Origin of the sequence: Sphingobium cyanobacteriorum (assembly GCF_030580935.1) — a bacterium.
GTDB lineage: Bacteria > Pseudomonadota > Alphaproteobacteria > Sphingomonadales > Sphingomonadaceae > Sphingobium > Sphingobium cyanobacteriorum.
Window position 1 is genome coordinate 1 of sequence record NZ_JAUQOM010000026.1, and the last position, 17,219, is coordinate 17,219.

Annotated in this window: 22 protein-coding genes; 18 read left to right on the forward strand and 4 right to left on the reverse strand. The window is 63.9% G+C overall.

The window, feature by feature from the left end; genetic code table 11:
* From Q4610_RS20390 to Q4610_RS20400, 3 genes are all read left to right on the forward strand, one after another.
* Positions 1-1,921, forward strand: a 1,921-nt coding sequence (locus tag Q4610_RS20390; protein ID WP_304537706.1) for a strawberry notch C-terminal domain-containing protein, incomplete at its 5' end; no start/stop codon positions are given.
* A gap of 1 nt (position 1,922) precedes the next feature.
* The gene (locus tag Q4610_RS20395) at positions 1,923-2,975 is read left to right on the forward strand and encodes a DUF7146 domain-containing protein (RefSeq protein WP_304537707.1); all 1,053 of its coding nucleotides are present in this window, start codon (positions 1,923-1,925) and stop codon (positions 2,973-2,975) included.
* A 299-nt stretch (positions 2,976-3,274) separates the two neighbouring features.
* Positions 3,275-4,186 carry a DUF2493 domain-containing protein gene (locus Q4610_RS20400; protein ID WP_304537708.1) on the forward strand — a complete coding sequence of 304 codons (912 nt, stop codon included), beginning with the start codon at positions 3,275-3,277 and terminating at the stop codon, positions 4,184-4,186.
* 17 nt (positions 4,187-4,203) lie between these two features.
* Here Q4610_RS20400 and Q4610_RS20405 read toward each other — a convergent pair whose 3' ends face one another.
* Positions 4,204-4,488: a type 2 periplasmic-binding domain-containing protein gene (locus Q4610_RS20405; protein ID WP_304537709.1), complete on the reverse strand. Its 285-nt coding sequence runs from the start codon at positions 4,486-4,488 to the stop codon at positions 4,204-4,206.
* A 503-nt stretch (positions 4,489-4,991) separates the two neighbouring features.
* Between Q4610_RS20405 and Q4610_RS20410 the strand changes: the two genes are divergently transcribed.
* From Q4610_RS20410 to Q4610_RS20420, 3 genes are all read left to right on the forward strand, one after another.
* Complete coding sequence (locus Q4610_RS20410; protein ID WP_304537710.1) at positions 4,992-5,156, forward strand: hypothetical protein; 165 nt, start codon at positions 4,992-4,994, stop codon at positions 5,154-5,156.
* A 144-nt stretch (positions 5,157-5,300) separates the two neighbouring features.
* Positions 5,301-5,705, forward strand: coding sequence for a hypothetical protein (locus Q4610_RS20415; protein WP_304537711.1), 405 nt, complete (start codon positions 5,301-5,303; stop codon positions 5,703-5,705).
* Between the two features lie 608 nt (positions 5,706-6,313).
* Positions 6,314-6,634 carry a DUF736 domain-containing protein gene (locus Q4610_RS20420; protein ID WP_304537712.1) on the forward strand — a complete coding sequence of 107 codons (321 nt, stop codon included), beginning with the start codon at positions 6,314-6,316 and terminating at the stop codon, positions 6,632-6,634.
* A 70-nt stretch (positions 6,635-6,704) separates the two neighbouring features.
* Here Q4610_RS20420 and Q4610_RS20425 read toward each other — a convergent pair whose 3' ends face one another.
* Positions 6,705-6,914, reverse strand: coding sequence for a helix-turn-helix domain-containing protein (locus tag Q4610_RS20425; protein ID WP_304537713.1), 210 nt, complete (start codon positions 6,912-6,914; stop codon positions 6,705-6,707).
* Between the two features lie 256 nt (positions 6,915-7,170).
* On the opposite strand from Q4610_RS20425, the gene Q4610_RS20430 reads away from it, so the two are divergent.
* From Q4610_RS20430 to Q4610_RS20475, 10 genes are all read left to right on the forward strand, one after another.
* Positions 7,171-7,419 carry a DNA -binding domain-containing protein gene (locus Q4610_RS20430; RefSeq protein WP_336622885.1) on the forward strand — a complete coding sequence of 83 codons (249 nt, stop codon included), beginning with the start codon at positions 7,171-7,173 and terminating at the stop codon, positions 7,417-7,419.
* 151 nt (positions 7,420-7,570) lie between these two features.
* Entirely contained in the window at positions 7,571-7,864 is a 294-nt protein-coding gene (locus Q4610_RS20435) for a transcriptional regulator domain-containing protein (RefSeq protein ID WP_304537715.1), read from the forward strand.
* Positions 7,782-8,342 carry a DUF2285 domain-containing protein gene (locus tag Q4610_RS20440; RefSeq protein ID WP_304537716.1) on the forward strand — a complete coding sequence of 187 codons (561 nt, stop codon included), beginning with the start codon at positions 7,782-7,784 and terminating at the stop codon, positions 8,340-8,342. The genes Q4610_RS20435 and Q4610_RS20440 overlap by 83 nt, the downstream gene beginning before the upstream one ends.
* Positions 8,343-8,474: 132 nt before the next feature.
* A complete protein-coding gene (locus Q4610_RS20445; RefSeq protein ID WP_304537717.1) occupies positions 8,475-8,747 on the forward strand; it encodes a helix-turn-helix transcriptional regulator in 273 nt (90 codons plus the stop codon).
* A gap of 53 nt (positions 8,748-8,800) precedes the next feature.
* Positions 8,801-9,634: a replication initiator protein A gene (locus tag Q4610_RS20450; RefSeq protein WP_482241491.1), complete on the forward strand. Its 834-nt coding sequence runs from the start codon at positions 8,801-8,803 to the stop codon at positions 9,632-9,634.
* Between the two features lie 146 nt (positions 9,635-9,780).
* Entirely contained in the window at positions 9,781-10,320 is a 540-nt protein-coding gene (locus Q4610_RS20455) for a DUF2840 domain-containing protein (RefSeq protein ID WP_304537718.1), read from the forward strand.
* Entirely contained in the window at positions 10,317-10,895 is a 579-nt protein-coding gene (locus Q4610_RS20460; protein ID WP_304537719.1) for a S26 family signal peptidase, read from the forward strand. Before Q4610_RS20455 ends, Q4610_RS20460 begins: the two co-directional genes overlap by 4 nt.
* A 3-nt stretch (positions 10,896-10,898) precedes the next feature.
* Positions 10,899-11,228, forward strand: coding sequence for a DUF736 domain-containing protein (locus Q4610_RS20465; protein ID WP_304537720.1), 330 nt, complete (start codon positions 10,899-10,901; stop codon positions 11,226-11,228).
* A 3-nt stretch (positions 11,229-11,231) separates the two neighbouring features.
* The gene (locus tag Q4610_RS20470) at positions 11,232-11,933 is read left to right on the forward strand and encodes a lytic transglycosylase domain-containing protein (protein WP_304537721.1); all 702 of its coding nucleotides are present in this window, start codon (positions 11,232-11,234) and stop codon (positions 11,931-11,933) included.
* Between the two features lie 247 nt (positions 11,934-12,180).
* Positions 12,181-13,926, forward strand: a complete 1,746-nt coding sequence (locus Q4610_RS20475; RefSeq protein ID WP_304537722.1) for a relaxase/mobilization nuclease domain-containing protein — start codon at positions 12,181-12,183, stop codon at positions 13,924-13,926.
* Positions 13,927-13,929: 3 nt separating this feature from the next.
* Here the strand turns inward: Q4610_RS20475 and Q4610_RS20480 are convergent, their stop codons facing one another.
* Positions 13,930-14,223 carry a hypothetical protein gene (locus Q4610_RS20480; protein WP_304537723.1) on the reverse strand — a complete coding sequence of 98 codons (294 nt, stop codon included), beginning with the start codon at positions 14,221-14,223 and terminating at the stop codon, positions 13,930-13,932.
* A gap of 6 nt (positions 14,224-14,229) precedes the next feature.
* Positions 14,230-14,427 (reverse strand): hypothetical protein, encoded by a 198-nt coding sequence (locus Q4610_RS20485; protein ID WP_096367875.1) that lies wholly within the window; start codon positions 14,425-14,427, stop codon positions 14,230-14,232.
* A 216-nt stretch (positions 14,428-14,643) separates the two neighbouring features.
* On the opposite strand from Q4610_RS20485, the gene Q4610_RS20490 reads away from it, so the two are divergent.
* On the forward strand, positions 14,644-16,632 hold the full coding sequence (locus Q4610_RS20490) for a conjugal transfer protein TraG (protein WP_304537724.1): 1,989 nt from the start codon (positions 14,644-14,646) through the stop codon (positions 16,630-16,632).
* Positions 16,629-17,018 (forward strand): CopG family transcriptional regulator, encoded by a 390-nt coding sequence (locus tag Q4610_RS20495; RefSeq protein WP_304537725.1) that lies wholly within the window; start codon positions 16,629-16,631, stop codon positions 17,016-17,018. The genes Q4610_RS20490 and Q4610_RS20495 overlap by 4 nt, the downstream gene beginning before the upstream one ends.
* Positions 17,019-17,219 lie beyond the last annotated feature (201 nt).

Here is a 17,219-nt window from a genome sequence, read left to right on the forward strand (position 1 = left end):
GCCTGACCCGTCTTCGAACACTCCCTCTAACCCGCATATTATCTGGAGTGAAATCATGGAAAACCGAAGGAAACCTGCGTCTCTCGCCGCCACGCTCGACATAAACTGCGACTGCAAAGAATATGTGCTGGATTACCTCCTGCACAGCTTCCCGACCCAGCTCCATGAGAGCTTCAGTGATGGTGATGGCAACCTCGCTTCGCGCCCCGCCTTTGACGATGGCGGCAATCCCATCCAGTGCCGGGAATCGGTCGAACGGCGCGACCGGCTGATCGAACAGCTTGCGGCGATGGAACCGGTTCAGGGCGCGCTCGACCAGCTGGTCCAACGCTTCGGCACCGACATGGTCGCCGAGGTCACGGGTCGCTCGCGCCGGATCGTGCGCAAGGTCGATGGCGCAGGCGAACGCTTCGCGGTCGAGAATCGGCCCGGCCATGCCAACCTTGCCGAGGCGCAGGCGTTCATGGAGGACAAGAAGCAGATCCTTGTCTTCTCCGACGCGGGCGGCACGGGCAGGAGCTATCATGCTGATCTCGGCAGCCGCAATCAGCGGCTGCGGCACCACTACCTGCTCGAAGCAGGCTGGAAGGCCGACACCGCGATCCAGGGTCTCGGGCGCACCAATCGCACCAACCAAGCGCAGCCGCCGCTGTTCCGGCCCGTTGCGACCGATGTCCAGGCCGAGAGGCGGTTCCTCTCGACCATCGCCCGGCGGCTCGACACGCTGGGCGCGATCACGCGAGGGCAACGCCAGACCGGCGGCCAGGGCCTGTTCCGGCCCGAGGACAATCTCGAAAGCCCCTATGCTCGTGATGCCCTGCGCCAGCTCTATCTTCTGATCTACGCAGGCAAGGTCGAGCACTGCTCGCTCGGGACGTTCGAGGCGATGACGGGCTTGTCGCTGACCGATGGCAGCGGCTGCCTCAAGGACGAACTGCCGCCGATCACCACCTTCCTCAACCGGTTGCTGGCACTGACCATCGCCATGCAGAACGTCCTGTTCACTGTGTTCGAACAATTGCTCAGCGCCAAGGTCGATAGCGCAATCGCGGGCGGAACCTACGATCTTGGGCTGGAGACGCTGACTGCCGACAGCTTCGCGGTCACCGACAGTCAGACGATCTACACCCACCCTTCGACCGGCGCCGAAACCCGGCTGCTCACCATCGCCATGCGCGACCGCAACCGGCCGCTGGACCTCGCCAAGGGGCTCGATCTTTTGAGGGAGCCAGGCGCGAAGCTGCTCATCAACACGCGGTCGAAGCGCGCGGCAGTGCAATTGCCCGCCCGCAGCCTCATGCTCGACGATGGCGAGGTCGAACGCCGTGTGCGTTTGGTCCGGCCGATGGAGCGGCTGAATTTTGCGCTGGGCCATATGCCCGAAACCAGCTGGGAACCTGCTGACGAGGCTACGTTTTCTGCTGCCTGGCAGACCGAGATCGCCGGGCTGGAGGAGTTCACGACGAGTGAACTCCACATCGTCACCGGGCTGCTATTGCCAATCTGGAAGCGACTCCCTGAGGAATCGACGAGGGTTTACCGGCTTCAGACCGACGATGGCGCCCGGATCATCGGGCGCCGAGTATCACCGGCATGGGCGGCAAGCGTGCTTCCGAACGATGCTCCGGCATTGTCACCGCCGCAGGCACTCGCCCTGCTGCGCGAAGGCCACGCGCATCTCAATCTCGCCGACGGGCTGCAGCTACGCCGTTCGCGGCTGATGCAGGCGAACCGAATCGAACTGACCGGGTTTGCGCCGACCGCAGTGGATCGCCTGAAGTCGATGGGTCTGTTCTCCGAAATCGTCAGCTGGAAGCTGCGCCTGTTCGTGCCCGACGATGCGGTGACCGGCAGCGCCGCTCTCGAACGCCTGTTCGAGCGGCATCCGCTGACCCGCATCGCCGACCGGAAGGCTGCCTGACATGGGCAGGCTTTCCAACCGAGCCGGTGAGTTGTCGGAGCGGCTTGCACAGAATGTGCAGGCCGTCTGCCGCCATTACCTTCCCGCAGGTCGGCGCGAGGGGCGCTACTGGATGATCGGCGATGTCGCCGGAACGCCGGGGCGCAGCCTCTATGTGCGCCTGTTCGAGACCGAACGCGGGGCCATCGGCAACTGGGTCGATGCCGCGACCGGCGAACATGGCGATCTGGTCGACCTCATCCGGCACAACCAGCGCCACGCTCGCCTCGGCGAGACCATCGACGAGGCCGAACGCTTTCTCGCTCTGCCGCCATCGACCGACAATGACGATCACGCCAGCTATGCCAAACCGGCACGAGCAGGGTCGCTGCAAGCCGCCAGGCGCTTGTTCGCCGCATCCAAGCCGCTGATCGGCTCGATCGCCGCCACCTACCTCCGCTCGCGCGGGATCACGCGATTGCACGACCTGCCCGCGCTGCGGTTCCATCCGCGCTGCTACTACCGCCCCAATGAGGACGATGCACCAGGGACACCGGGCGCGTTCGCGGCACTGATCGCCGCAGTGACCAACCACGATGGCAAACAGACCGGCACGCATCGGAGCTGGCTCGACCCAGATGGCAACGGCAAGGCCCATGTCGCTTCACCGCGCCGGGCAATGGGCAATATCCTTGGACACGCGGTGCGGTTCGGAATTTGCCAGGACATCATGGTCGCAGGCGAAGGCATCGAGACCATGCTCTCCTTGCGCGAAGTCCTGCCCGACCTGCCAATGGCCGCCGCCACTTCGTCGGCTCATCTTGCCGCCATCCTGTTCCCGCCGGAACTGCGGCGCCTCTATGTCGCGCGCGACCGGGATGCAGCTGGCGACGCGGCATTCGGCATCCTGAGCGACCGGGCGCAGGCTACGGGGATTGAAGTGGTCCCGCTCACGCCGGCGCTGGGCGACTTCAACGACGATCTGCGCCAGCAGGGCGCATCGGCACTGGGGCAACGGATCGCCCGCCAGTTGCACAAGCAGGATCGCACACGTTTTCCCATCGATACAGGCTGAGCCGATACGAGGTCGAAGGATCGGGCTGAGATCGGTGCTGCTGCCCGTCCAGGATCCGGCACCACCCGGCCTTCCTTGAGGGGCGTCCGAGAGACCGGCTGCCGGGAGGCCGCAATGGCGGTCTGGGCGGCTATTTTCCGGCGGCGCTAAAGCGCCGTTCCATCGCGAACCAAAATAGCCGCCCGCCCGCCATCCTCCGCTGCCGCTGCGGTCCTGGCGGATGCCGCCTCCCGGCAGCCGGTCAGAGCGACGCCCGTGAAGGCCGGGCAAGGTGCCCGGACACCTGAAAGGCAAGCTCCATGATACCCGATACCGAACCCGATCACGAATCCTCGCCCACGGCCCATCTCCTCGATGAAATCGCGCTTTACGGATACCGCCCCTTTTCGGACGAAGCCGATCCGCGGCCGCTTCCCGAAGAACGCATCGCCGCTGGTGCAGTCGCCGACATGTTCGATGCGCTGATCGCCACCATGCTCGACACCAGGCTCGAACCCGAACTAGAAGACCTGTGTTGGTCGCTTGCTAACCTCTTCCACCGTGCCGAAGGCCGGATTCAGTGCGAGCTCGACGACAACGAGGACGCCCAGAAACGTGGCCAGCGCGAGCAGGATGGTTCCGAGGTCAAATCGGTCGAACTCGAACGGCTGATCCGTGAAGGTATCGGGCTGATCGAGCGCCGCAACGCGATCGAGTTCATGCGCGAGGCCGCTTCCGACCAGTTCGAAGCCCATTTCCGCAGGGCCTGGACCCCGCGCACCGGCTCACTCGTCAATCACCGCACCCTTACCGCCGCCATGATCGACAGCCGCGATTTCCTTGCCGCCAAGCGCCGTTCGGAAACCGAGCCCATGCTGCCGACCGGCACGCGCATCGCGTTCACTTCCGGCCCCGCCTATCAGGATCACAACCGCATCTGGGCCGTGCTAGATAAGGTCCTCGCCAAATATCCCGACATGGTCCTGTTCCACGGCGGCAACCCGACAGGCGGCGAACATATCGCTTCGCTCTGGGCACGGGCGCGCAAGATCACCCATGTCCCGTTCCGGCCCGACTGGGAGCGGTTCAAGAAGGCTGCACCGTTCCGTCGCAATGATCAGATGCTCGAGGCACTGCCAAAGGCGGTGGTCTCCTGCCCGGGTAATGGTATCAACGCTAATCTTGTCGACAAAGCCCGGAAGATGGGGATTTCAGTCTGGGCGATCGAATGAGCCCTAGTTTCGACCGTTCATTTTCCGGCCAACTTCCAAAGCTCGTTCAAACGGCGCGTGATGGCATCAAGTGCTGATTGATCAGCCGCGCTCAACGCCACTGCAATGTATTCGCCCGTTCGATATCGATCGAGAATTGCATTCCGGGCCTTGGCCATCGCGACGAACTCGGTGGCAAGGGGAGTGTCGTTCACAGGAGCGATAACATTGGACCGAAATTGGCTGGGATCATAGACGGCCGTACGATCTGGCAGGAAGAGTATCTTCGAAACATCTCCCAGTTGCGGACTGACGTCGATCAACTCACCACTTCGTCTGCGCCAGACTCCATGATGCTCAGCCTCGAAATAGAGACCGGGAATGTGCCATATCGCCCATCCGTAGGCGGTTGTCCCGCCAGCCCGTGTGATCTTTCGTGCTACGTTGTCAAAGCATGCTGACATCTGTGCATCTGACGATCGCTTTGATCGGACGTAAACCGGCCGTTCTGGCGAAATAGACTGACAAAAGCTGAGCAGTTCCGGAGTTATCGACTTAGGTAACGTGTTCATCTGAGTGCTTTTAGCCTGCGAATGCGAACCGCTCTAGTGCCACTTTCCTGCAACCAGTCCGGGAAGCCACCCACTCTTCAAGGCCATTCCGTTGGCCGCCTCAAATCCTCCTTCAATCAACCCGCAAGGGGTCCGCTACGCTGCGCGTGCGGCCACTGCGGTGCTGCGCTCCTTCGTGGTGATTGCGGCTTTGCGCCGTCTGTCCGGGGCCTGTCGAGCGGGGATGGCCCCTGCTCCGAGACAGGAGCTAGAACATGTCACTCACCATCGCACAGCGTAACGCCTGGAGCCTCGCTCGCACCCTGATGGTCTGCGTCACCTTGTTCCACGCCGGTAATGGCTACGCCGCCGTTCCCTCGGCCGAATTCGATGGCGATGCCGACAGCATCGTACACGAATATGACCCGTTCAATCCTTGAGCGCGTCCAAGCGCACCTGCCGGACAGGTCGGATCCCCATCGGGTATTCCGGCCCGTTCGCATGTCTGCTATGCTTCCCAAGCACATTGCGCTGCGGTGGAGGAGGAGAGCGCGTCCCTTGCCCTTGGCTTCAAGGAGGACGCCATGCTGATCGGTCTTGCCCTGATAATCGTCGCAGTTTTTCTGTGCTTCGTTCTGCTCTTCCGCCTCTCGGTCCATGCCCTGCCGCTGTTTGTGGCCTTCGCTGCCGGCTCGGCCACCTACCGCGCTGATAGCGGAATCGTTGCTGCCCTGGTCTCGGCGACCCTCGCTGCGGTTGCCACTATCGCGATTGCTCAGATCGCGCTCGGCCTCGTCCGTTCCGACCATGCCCGCGCCGCTATCGGGCTCGTCTTTTCACTCCCGGCAGCGCTTGCTGGATACCACGCCGTTCACGGCATTGCGGCTGCGACCATGCCCGGCAACGCATGGCAGGTCACAGTGTCGCTGATCGGAGCCACCGTGATCGCCACTGCCTCATGGGCGCAATGGAGCCGCGTAGCTCGGTGACTTCAATTCGCGCGAAGCCCCGCCCGGCGGCTGCCGGACGGGGCATGCCCAGTCAGGCCCAGCCGAAACGGGGCAGCATAGGATCGGGGTGGCTTTGCCTCATCCGCGTCAGGTTCCCGAAATGGTGGTGGCAGGATCCGGCATGACGGACGGGTGCGGACTGGAGCGACTCCGGACCAGCGGCCCGATTGAGCGTAGTCCCGAGCAAAGGGCGGCGAGCGATTTTTCCGATGCCACGGTTCGGGTGTGCGGCGCCTCGCTGCGGGCACCAATGGACGAGGTGTCCCACCTCCATCCGATACCAGTCTGTGAGGTCCGGGAGGGAGCCATGCCCTGGCCGGTCAAGTGCGACCCGAGCCCGATGCCGCCTCGTCAATGGCTTTGGTTGGCAGGGGATGGCTTCGCCGCTTGAGCCCTTGCTGCAACGCGGGGCAGCCCGGTTTCTTCCCCTGGGCGTTCCGCCCATTCCTCGCGAGGCAAGAAACCCGTCAGCCCCCCGTCCTCCACATGCGTTCCGGCCCTTCGGGTGCAGCGGATCAAGCCCCTGCCTTCAACCAGCCATCGAGGCTGCGATGGGCGCGGGTTCGACCAACTTGAAGGAATTGATCATGGCCAACATCGGAACTTTCACCAAGACCGGCAACGAGTACAAGGGCGAGATCGTCACCATGTCGGTGCAGCAGAAGAACGTCCGCATCGTCCCCGAAGACAGCGACAACGAGAACGCGCCGTCGCACCGGGTCTTCGTCGGCCGCGCGGAAATCGGCGCCGCCTGGACCAAGCGTTCGAACGAAGGCCGCGACTATCTCTCGGTCAAGCTCGACGATCCCAGCTTCACCGCCCCGATCTTCGCCAACCTGTTCGACGACGAGGACGGCAAGACCTACAACCTGATCTGGTCGCGCGCCCGCCGCACGAACGGCGACTGACCGGCCAGACAGGCCCCGCCCGGCACCCGCCGGGCGGGGCTTCGCCGTAGTCATGGGTAACGCCGGAGCCTCAGGGTTGCCGCAGCAGAAGAGTAGCGTCGATCTTCAACTCGCGCGCGAGCTTTTCGATCACATCGACGGTGGCGGCGTACTGGCACCGCTCGAGGCTGCTGACGTAGGTCCGGTCGATATCGGCGCGATGGGCAAGCTCTTCCTGCGACAAACCCGCTGCCAACCGGTGCCGTTTCAAATTTTCTGCCAGGACCTCGCGCAATGTCATTACGCGCAATGACGGCCATTGCAGAGTATTTAACCACGGAGTATACTCTTCAGCGCCTCGGGTTCAGTCGGGAGTAGGTCGACCAGTGGTCGTGCCCTGAGTCCGCTTCATCGCACCGTGAGAGCCAGGTTGTCCCTCAGTTGGGGAAGTTTGTCCCCTGTCTGGGCTAAGTATGAGTCACGGTTTTCGTGTACACACTGCTCTAAGCGAGGTGGCGCGATTCGGGTTGGCCACTCCAGCGGGTCCAATGACAAAAATGAATTTCCTGACTGAACCGCCACAAGGCGACGATATAACCGATTATGACGAGCAGAACCTCGTCACATACCTGCGCTTGCTCGATGCTGAGGCCGAAGGTGCGGATTGGCGCGAGATCGTGCGTATCATCTTCGAAGTTGATCCCGACGTGGACACCGAAAATGCCAGGCTGATCTTCTCTAGCCACCTGTCACGCGCGCATTGGATGCGTGACAACGGGTTCCGACATTTGCTGCAGATGCGTTGAACCCACAACAAAACCCCGTCGAAGCGTGATTGGCGCAGGACTGGTTCTACCTTTGGGTGGACAACGCCCTGCAGTAACGGACCTTGCCAAGAAAATACGATATTCAAATACTTACATACAACCGTTTCACCTGAACTTGCGGAGATCGGATGTGTCGGGTGGATCATCTTGGCGCTCGCCGAATGCAGCGGAGCGATACGCACTCCACGATTACGCCGACTTTGCGCAGGAGTTCCTGCAACGCAATCCCGACTATCTGCGAGATCATGCCGAGACACAGATCAGGATCGCCGAGAATCCCGCAAGCACTCAAATGGAAGGGGAGGGTCTGGCCGGGCGATGGGGGCTAAGCTTTCCCCACCTTGCCGCATGCAGATCCCCGCACCAGTCCGGCGCTCTGGTCGCCGCTCGTCGCTCCCGACGTGGTCGTGTTCGAAACCGCTGACATAAGGGCGATCCCGCTGCCGCCCGGCTTTGAGCCGCTGACGGATCAGAGCGGCCCTACTGAACATCACCTGGTCGCCGCCCATGGCGGCGCACGATTTCGTATATGCTTGCGCGCGCTTCCCTCGTGTGGGCCCGACTGCCTGGTCATCCTGCACGACCGCTACGCGTCAGCCCGGCTCGTCGCTGCGACCCGCTTAGAGCGGGTGGCGCGCGGGCTCCGCCTCAGGCCTGACCGCGCGGCCTCGCCGTCCGCCTACAGGCGTTCACGGCTCGCCTTGTTACTCGGCATCCACGATGCGCTTGATGCCGGATCATCCCCGCGAGACCTCGCCTTCGGCCTCGTCTTCCCGCGGCATCGCCCTCTGGCCGGCGCGACCTGGAAAGGTTCGGGAGAACGTCGGCACACGCTCCGTCTGATCGCCGAAATGCGCCACTTGGTGAACGGCGGATACCGCAAGCTGCTGCTCCACGACTGACTGCTGTGCGCCCCGGGTGACAATCTTCACTCCGCTAATTCTGTCACTCCCTCCCGGCTTTCCGCTTTCGCCATTGCTGCCTGCGACCAGCGGCAGCCCGCCGCTGTGGTCGAACCCCAGCGGAGGCCGCCCATGGATGCCCGACCCACCCCCGTCATAGCCAGGTTCCTGCGGACGCCCGATGCCGCCGTGCATGTGGGCCTTTCCGCCCGGACGCTCGAAAAGCATCGGTGCTTCGGCACCGGGCCGGTCTACCGCAAGCTTGGCGGGCGGATCGTCTATTCGGTCGAGGACCTCGATGCCTGGGCCGAGCTCGGCCTGCGCCGCTCGACCAGCGATCCCGGCAAGGGCGTGGTCCATCCCGCAAAGCGGCTCGACGGCTATACGCCGCCAGTTCGCCGCTGACGCCAGCCGTGTCGCGCCTGTCCCACTTCCCGGCAGAGAGTCGCCAGTTGGACCTGTTCGTCAGCGCAGGCGGCGATATCGCCGCGCGCGACGCGCAGGACCTGATGGCCTGGCCGTTCTTCAGCCTCGCCAAGACCAAGCGGGTGCGGCCGATCGACTTCCGGATGGGCGAGACCTCGATCCTGGTCGAGGCGACAGCCGAACACGGCATGGCGACCATCTGGGACGCCGACGTCCTCATCTGGGTTGCGAGCCAGATCGTCGAAGCACGCGATGCCGGTCGCGCCACTTCGCGGCTGATCGCCGCCACGCCGCACGAGATCCTCGCTTTCACCCGGCGCGGGACCGGCAAGGCGAGCTACGAGCGATTGAAGGCCGGGCTCGACCGGTTGCAATCGACGACGATTGCCACCTCTATCCGCCAGCGTGATGCTCGGCGGCGGCATCGGTTCAGCTGGATCAACGAATGGAAGGAGCGCCTCGACCAATCAGGCCGTGCGCTCGGGATCGAGATGATCATCCCCGACTGGTTCTACGAGGGCGTACTCGACCAGGCGCTCGTGCTCACCATCGACCCCGCTTACTTCGCGCTGACCGGGGGTCTCGAACGCTGGCTCTACCGGCTCGTTCGCAAGCATGGCGGAAAACAAAAGGGTGGCTGGAGCTTCGACTTCCAGCACCTGCATCTGAAGTCTGGCGCGCTCTCGCCGCCCAAGCGCTTCGCCTTCGAGCTGCGCGACATTGTCCGCCGCCAAGCGCTCCCCGGATATGCCCTCAGTCTTGAGCATACGCTCGGCCGCGAGCGGCTGAATTTCGTTTCGATCCCCCTTGATCCGTTCGACGCCGCGATGCGCCGCGTCGGACTTCAACCTGTGGATATATCGTGATGTCATTCGGACTATCAGGAACCGCCGGACTCGGACGATCAGGAACCGAAAGTTCGGACTATCGGGAACCGAAATGGCCCTCAAACCCGCAGAAATCTGCGCCGTTTTGCGCCCTTAACTTAGCTAACAAAGAATCCTTCGGATTCTTGCTAACGCAAGGAGCGCTGTGGACGGATGGCGAAGGGCCGCCCCGTCGGCCTGCCGCGACGAGGTCGGAAAACAGTCCGCCACTCACTCACGTCACGCTGTTCTGGCGCGAAGGCAAGCACGAGGACTGGCTCAAGTTCGGTAAGCCCGTCGCCAACCGAATTGTCAGCCGCAGCCAGCGAATCGAGAGTTATGCACCCGGCCAGGTGTTCGGCTTGGTGCGCTGGGCAAGCAACGACTACGGCACGATCCGCTCCTCGTTCGACATCGTGCGCGCCGTGGAGCCGGACGAATCCGTCACGCCCGTCGCGCAGGTCGATCCTGGCGGCGAGCTGCTGCTGGCCGTTCATGGCTGGCCCAAGGTCGCGCGGGTGTTCCGCCTGATCGATGCAATCGAAGCATCTGGCATCGACCCCTGCGAGGTCGCGCCCGATCATTGGCGGCACGTCCACAACCGGCTCGCCGCGCGCGAAGCGCCGCGTGACTATTCGCCGGCGCGGCACCGCGCCTGGCTCCAGCGCAAGGCGCTGCTATCATGATCCGGCGACGCTTCATGCTTGCAGGCGCAGTTGTCGCCGCCACACTCGCGACGCTCGCCGTGCCGGTCTCGCGCTACGCAGTATGGAACGCGACCGCATCGGTCCCGACCGGGCTTTACGCGATCCGCGGTAAGGCCAGCCTCCATGTCGGCGAACGCGTCGCAATCGAGCCACCGCCCGCATTGCGCGCGCTGCTCTCCGAGCGGGGCTATCTCCCGACCGGCGTACCGCTGATCAAGCGCATTGCCGCCGTCAGCGGCCAGCGCATCTGCCGTTTCGGTCACGGCGTGACCATCGACGGCGCTATTGTCGGCGTGGCGCGGGCTCGCGACCAGCTCGGCCGCCCGCTTCCCGCCTGGTTTGGCTGCCGAATGCTGCGCTCCGGCGATCTGTTCGTGATGAACCCTGCTGCCCCCGACAGCTTCGACGGACGCTATTTCGGCGTGCTGCGCATCGCCGATGTGATTGGCCGCGCCACGCCCGTCTGGACCGACGAAGCGGGCGATGGCGATCATGTCTGGTTCGCCGATCCGCGCTCCGATCTTCCCCCAAGTTCACCAACCGAAGGAGACTGACCCATGCGTATCGGAACATTCACTGCTGCCAATGGCGGCTTTTCCGGGCATCTGCACACACTGACGCTCGACATCAAACTTGCCCTCGTCCCGGCGGAAAACTCGGACAGCGAGAACGCGCCCGACTTCCGCGTGACCGCTGGATCGGGCGATCAGGCGCGCGAGGTCGGTGCAGGCTGGAAGCATGTCGGCGAGAAGGCGGGCGACTATGTCGCGATCCAGATCGACGACCCGATGTTCGTCCAGCCGCTGCGCGCCAACCTGTTCCAGGGCGATGGAAACAGTCACGTTCTGGTCTGGTCGCGCCCGACCAGGCGCGAAGCGGCGGGCTGAGCCATGCGCGTGACTGCTCCGCTCGCCTTCCTCGTCTCGGCACTCTGCCTGTTCGGTTACGCGCCTGCCTTCGGGCAGGCCGCTGCCGAACAAGCGCCGTCGCGCACCATCGCGATCGCCGATCATGTGGCCGAGGCCTCACAGCGCTTCGGCCTGCCCGAGAGCTGGATCTACGCCGTGATACGGACCGAGAGCGCGGGCCGCGTCGGTGCGGTGTCGTCGGCGGGTGCGATGGGACTGATGCAACTGATGCCCGGAACCTGGGCGCGCCAGCGCGCCCGGTTCGGGCTTGGTAGCGATCCCTTCGATCCGCGCGACAACATCATGGCGGGTACTTCTTACCTGCGCGAAATGTACGAAAGCTACGGCGCCACCGGCATGCTCGCCGCCTACAATGCCGGGCCTGGTCGCTACGAGGGCTGGCGGGATCGCGGCAGGCCGCTTCCCGCCGAAACCCGCGCTTATGTCGCCAAGATCGCACCACAGCTACAAGTCGACAGCGCGGCGACCGTGGCTGCCAGCGCATCTCCGGTGCAGCCGGTGCGCTTGCCCTGGACGCAAAGCCAGTTGTTTGCCGCGCGCTCGGACAGCGGTGAGAGCGCATCCGGCAGCTTCGCCGCCGCCGCGCCGCCGCAACCTGTCCGAGCTTCGATTGCCCCACTCAATGGCCTCTTCGCGCCCGTTTCCGGGAGCGGATCACAATGATCGCCTTGTTCACCCTCTGGCGCGTCATGGCGTTGATTGGCGGGCGATGGAGGGCGTTGAGGTCGGAAGGGAGGAAGGGGGAATTACGATGGCAAGATAAAAGCGGAGCCAGCCGCTGGGATGTGGGGGCGCAGATTTGTGAGCTTTCCAGAGCCAGTCACCATGCACCCCGGCTGGCTCCATTTCGAGACAATGGCGCATTTCTATCAACGGTAGAGCCAGCCGCCAGTCTGCACAGCAGCCGCGCATGAGCGACGATGACTTTGAGATCAAACCGGGACGCATCCGTGACCGCGCCGCAGGTCAACGCAAAGCTCGCACCCTCAAGGCACAACTTCGCGCCTTGTCCAACCGGGCCGGGCACAGCGGTCGACCCGGTAACTTGAGCTCCAGGCGCGGCACCGGCCGATTGGCGCGAGGCCGGATTGCCAATCTGCGGGCAACTTCGCGTTCAAGCCATCGCCGTGTCATCGTCAAGGCGCGCGTCGTGCGGCATCGCGGACACCGCTTTGCGGCAGCACCGCTCGCGCAGCACCTGACCTATCTCAAACGCGACGGTGTGACTCGCGATGGGAAGGATGCCGCATTGTTCGGTGCCGATCCCGAACCGGTCGACGGCAGGCTCTTCGCCGAGCGTTGCGCCGACGACCGCCATCACTTCCGCTTCATCGTCTCGCCCGAAGATGCAGGCGAGCTTGCCGATGTCCGTACCTTCACCCGCGAGATGATGACCGACATGGCGAAAGATCTCGATACCCGGCTCGACTGGGTGGCAGTCGATCACTGGAATACGGACAACCCCCACATCCACATCCTGGTCAGAGGCAAAGCCGACGATGGCACGGATCTGGTGATCGACAAGGACTACATCCGCGAGGGGTTCCGTAGTCGCGCGGAAGCGCGTGTTTCGCTTGAACTCGGACCGCGCAGCGAGCGCGAAGTCGAGCAGGCCATCGCGCGCGAGATCGATGCAGACCGCTGGACCGGTCTCGATCGCCGTCTCCGGCGGATGGCCGACGAACTGGGCGGCGTGGTCGATCTTCGCCCCGATCCGCAGCGCCCGGCAAACCCCGGCAACCGGCATCTCATCGGCCGCGCCACCAAGCTGGAACGCATGGAGCTTGCTGACAGGATCGCGCCCGGGTGTTGGCGGCTGAAGCCGGGGCTCGAACAATCGCTCCGCGAACTCGCGGTCAGGGGCGACGTGATCAAAACCATGCACCAGGCGATGACCGGGCAGGGCCTTGCCGCCGAGACCGGACGGTTCGCCATGCACGATGGAGCCGCGCCGGAGCCGGTGATCGGGCGACTGGTCGAGCGCGGGCTTCACAACGAGCTTACTGGCGAGGCCTATGCCGTGATCGATGGTGCTGACGGCCGCGTCCATCACCACAAGTTCTCCGACATCGACCTGACGGGCGATGCCACGCCCGGCGCGATCGTCGAGCTCAGGACCTGGACCGACCGGCGCGGACGCGAGCGATCCTCACTCTGGACCCATTCCGATCTCGATCTTGCCAGTCAGCAGACTTCACGTGGATCGACCTGGCTCGACAAGCAACTCGTCGTCTCCGAACCGCTGGCGCTCGGTGCCGGGTTCGGGGCCGAGATCGAAGCAGCCAAGACCCGGCGACTGGAATATCTTGAAGCCGAGGGTCTCGCGAAACGGCAAGGCAACCGTTTCGTGCTGTCCCGCAATCTGCTCGGCACGCTGCGCGATCGCGATCTTGCCGAGGCGGGAACCGTGCTCTCCCGCGAGCACAACCTGCCCTATCGTCAGGGCAGACCCAATGGTGAGGTGTCGGGCGTCTATCGCGGACGCGTCCAGCTCGCATCGGGGCGCTTTGCGATGATCGACGATGGCCTCGGATTCTCGCTCGTTCCCTGGTCGAAGCAGCTCGACCGGCACCTGGGGCAATATGTCAGCGGCGCATCGCGATCAGGTGGCGGGATCGAGTGGACGCTCGGGCGCTCGCGCGGGATCGAGATCTGAACATCAGCCCTGCCGGTCGAGCTTGAGCGGCCAGTCGAAATCGCCGCGCCGGGCTTTGCAGTCGACCACCTCCCGCTCGAACACCTCGCCGGCCCGCGTGACCCCATAGTCATCGGCGAACAATGGCACCTGGCTGGACATGGTTTCGGCGGCATCGGCTTCGCGGAACACATCGTAACGCCCGAGCTGGCGCAGGATGCTGGCCTCGGCATCCTTGCTCTGGCCGCGCTTGCCGGTAACCGCGAGGCCCACGGCGATGCAGCGGGCGAGTTCGGTATCGCTGATCCGGACCTTCATGGGCGCTCAGATCAGCAACAGCTGGTGCGTGGCGTCGCCGTTGAGGCAGGCATCGGCCCTCAGCGCGGCATCGACGGCGTTGCGGTAATGGACCGTGCCGAACCGCTCGGCCTCGTCGAACGGGACGGGCGTCCATTCCTCGCCCGGATAGACGCTCTCGTAAATCGCGCGCGCGGCTTCGCGCAGCGCCACATCGTGCTGCATGATTGTCATTCCTGTGCTGGAGCCGAATCGGCAAGGCGGCAACGATATTCGTTCTATTTATGTTCTTCAAGCCGCGGCAATTGGCGCGGCTCCCTCCCAGGCGATCCCGCCACCCCTTCCGATCTTCCGCCAGTCTGCGATCACTGCCGTGCGGGCCTTGCAAATGCGCGCTTGCCGCACCGACAAGCCTTTCCGAAACGGGAAGGAGCATGGTCATTGTCCGCAGCGAAGATCCTCTGGGGCCAGGTGCTGGCCGTATTCCTGATCATCCTGATCAGCGTCTGGGCAGCGACCCAGTGGACGGCCTCGGCTCTCGGCTTCCAGCCCGAACTGGGCGCGCCCTGGTTCTCCGCTTTTGGCCATCCGGTCTACCGGCCCTATGACCTGTTCTGGTGGTGGTTTTCCTACGACGCCTATGCGCCGCAGATTTTCGACAAGGGCGGGATGATCGCGACATCGGGCGGCTTCGTCGCCATCGTGGTCGCCATTGCCATGTCGGTCTGGCGCGGCCGCGAGAACCGCAACGCCAACACCTACGGCACCGCGCGCTGGGCGACCCGCGAGGACATCCGCAAGGCGGGGCTGTTCACCGACAGCGGGGTGGTGCTTGGCCAATTCAACAACAACTACCTGCGTCACGACGGCGCCGAGCATGTGCTGTGCTTCGCGCCAACCCGTTCGGGCAAGGGCGTCGGCCTCGTCATCCCGAGCCTGCTCACCTGGCCGGGTTCGGCCATCGTCCACGATATCAAGGGTGAGAACTGGGACATCACCGCGGGCTTCCGCAGCACCTTCAGCCGCACCCTGCGCTTCGATCCGACCAGTCTGGAATCCACTGCCTACAATCCGCTGCTCGAGGTGCGCCGCGGCATCAACGAGGTGCGCGACGTCCAGAACATTGCTGACATCCTGGTCGATCCCGAAGGCAGCCTCGAAAAGCGCAACCACTGGGAGAAGACCAGCCACGCCCTGCTGGTCGGTGCGATCCTCCATGTGCTCTATGCCGGAGGCGACAAGTCGCTCGCCGGCGTCGCCGCCTTCCTCTCAAACCCCGACGAGACAATCGAGAACACGCTCCTTGCGATGATGGACACCCCGCATCTGGGTGAGGCCGGACCGCACCCGGTGGTCGCCAGCGCGGCGCGCGAACTGCTCAACAAGTCCGACAACGAGCGTTCGGGCGTGCTGTCGACCGCGATGTCGTTCCTGGGTCTCTACCGCGATCCGGTGATCGCCAGGGTCACCAGCCATTCCGATTGGCGGATCGCGGATCTGGTCGATGGCCGCCCGGCCTCGCTCTATCTGGTTGTGCCGCCATCGGATATCAGTCGGACCAAGCCGCTGATCCGGCTGATCCTCAACCAGATCGGCCGCCGCCTTACTGAAGAGTTCGATCCCAAGACCAGGCGCCAGCGCGTGCTGCTGATGCTCGACGAGTTTCCGGCATTGGGCCGGCTAGACTTCTTCGAGAGCGCGCTCGCGTTCATGGCGGGCTACGGCCTCAAGGCGTTCCTGATCGCGCAGTCCTTGAACCAGATCGAGCGCGCTTACGGCCAGAACAACGCGATCCTCGACAACTGCCATGTCCGTGTGGCCTTCGCGACCAACGACGAGCGCACGGCCAAGCGCGTGTCGGAATCGCTCGGCACAACGACCGAGCAGCGCTCGATGAAGAACTATGCCGGGCACCGACTTTCGCCCTGGCTCGGCCACCTGATGATCTCGCGTTCGGAAACCGCGCGCGCCCTTCTGACCCCTGGAGAGGTTCTGCAGCTGCCCGAGACCGATGAGGTCGTGCTGATGTCCGGTGCCCCCCCGATCAAGGCGAAGAAGGCGCGCTACTACACGGATCGCCGGCTTCAGGCCCGAGTGGTCAAGGCACCGGCCAATTGCGGTCAGACGACGGACCCTCGCTCGCCCAACGACTGGAGTGCGCTACCCCCGATCGAGCCTGATGCCGAGTTGGCGGATGAACATCGGCGCAAGCTCGATTCCGCCAATGGCGGATTGCGGCGCGAACCGGAATTGCCTGAGCACATCGAGGTCGTCGCCAAACCTAAGCCACCGACAGCGGAGTTCGAGTTTTCCGATGCCGATGGTGCCGAAGACGATCAGGCAGCCGCCAATAACGAGCGGATACGCCGCACCATGGAGCGCAGTGCGCGGCAGGCTTCACTCGATCTGGGTGACGGGATCGACATGTGAAACTCAAGCGCACCTTCCGTTTGCCCCCCGATGTGATCGACCAGCTTGCAGAGTTCGCATCGCGGAAACGAGTCGGACAACCCGATATCGTCGAAGCGGCGCTTCGCTCGTTCATGTCGCCCGACAATCCTGAGCAACTCGAAGCCGCGCTGAGCCGACGTCTCGATCGCATCGACCGGCGGATTGGAGCACTGGATCAGCAGGCCGAAATCACGACCGAAGCCCTGGCCCTGTTCGTGCGGTTCTGGCTAACCGCCAATCCGCCGCTCCCTGATAGTGCATTGGCGGCAGCGCAAGCGCAGGGGAAGGAGCGGTATGACGGTTTTGTCGAGGCCCTTGCGCGAAGATTGGAAGGGAGGTCTCGGTTGGGGGACTTTCGGAACTGAATTCGGCATCGCCAATCGCTGACAAAACACAGTGGCAGGGACCAGCCTGACTGGCAAAAAATGGTTTTGCGTTCATAACCTGAGAACGGCGGAGCAATATTCGACCACGGTAGCGGCGGGATAGTCCTGCTGCGGGCGGCGTAAAAGTCGTCCACCTTGAAGCCTTTCTGCCGAGTCAGGGAGGTGTGGGGATCTACAGCG

Excerpts from the sequence above, each read along its gene's own strand:
- Q4610_RS20395 (WP_304537707.1), top strand. The coding sequence starts at position 1,923 with ATGGGCAGGCTTTCCAACCGAGCCGGTGAGTTGTCGGAGCGGCTTGCA.
- Q4610_RS20400 (WP_304537708.1), top strand. The coding sequence starts at position 3,275 with ATGATACCCGATACCGAACCCGATCACGAATCCTCGCCCACGGCCCAT.
- Q4610_RS20410 (WP_304537710.1), top strand. The coding sequence starts at position 4,992 with ATGTCACTCACCATCGCACAGCGTAACGCCTGGAGCCTCGCTCGCACC.
- Q4610_RS20415 (WP_304537711.1), top strand. The coding sequence starts at position 5,301 with ATGCTGATCGGTCTTGCCCTGATAATCGTCGCAGTTTTTCTGTGCTTC.
- Q4610_RS20420 (WP_304537712.1), top strand. The coding sequence starts at position 6,314 with ATGGCCAACATCGGAACTTTCACCAAGACCGGCAACGAGTACAAGGGC.
- Q4610_RS20425 (WP_304537713.1), bottom strand. The coding sequence starts at position 6,914 with ATGACATTGCGCGAGGTCCTGGCAGAAAATTTGAAACGGCACCGGTTG.
- Q4610_RS20430 (WP_336622885.1), top strand. The coding sequence starts at position 7,171 with ATGAATTTCCTGACTGAACCGCCACAAGGCGACGATATAACCGATTAT.
- Q4610_RS20445 (WP_304537717.1), top strand. The coding sequence starts at position 8,475 with ATGGATGCCCGACCCACCCCCGTCATAGCCAGGTTCCTGCGGACGCCC.
- Q4610_RS20460 (WP_304537719.1), top strand. The coding sequence starts at position 10,317 with ATGATCCGGCGACGCTTCATGCTTGCAGGCGCAGTTGTCGCCGCCACA.
- Q4610_RS20465 (WP_304537720.1), top strand. The coding sequence starts at position 10,899 with ATGCGTATCGGAACATTCACTGCTGCCAATGGCGGCTTTTCCGGGCAT.
- Q4610_RS20470 (WP_304537721.1), top strand. The coding sequence starts at position 11,232 with ATGCGCGTGACTGCTCCGCTCGCCTTCCTCGTCTCGGCACTCTGCCTG.
- Q4610_RS20475 (WP_304537722.1), top strand. The coding sequence starts at position 12,181 with ATGAGCGACGATGACTTTGAGATCAAACCGGGACGCATCCGTGACCGC.
- Q4610_RS20480 (WP_304537723.1), bottom strand. The coding sequence starts at position 14,223 with ATGAAGGTCCGGATCAGCGATACCGAACTCGCCCGCTGCATCGCCGTG.
- Q4610_RS20485 (WP_096367875.1), bottom strand. The coding sequence starts at position 14,427 with ATGCAGCACGATGTGGCGCTGCGCGAAGCCGCGCGCGCGATTTACGAG.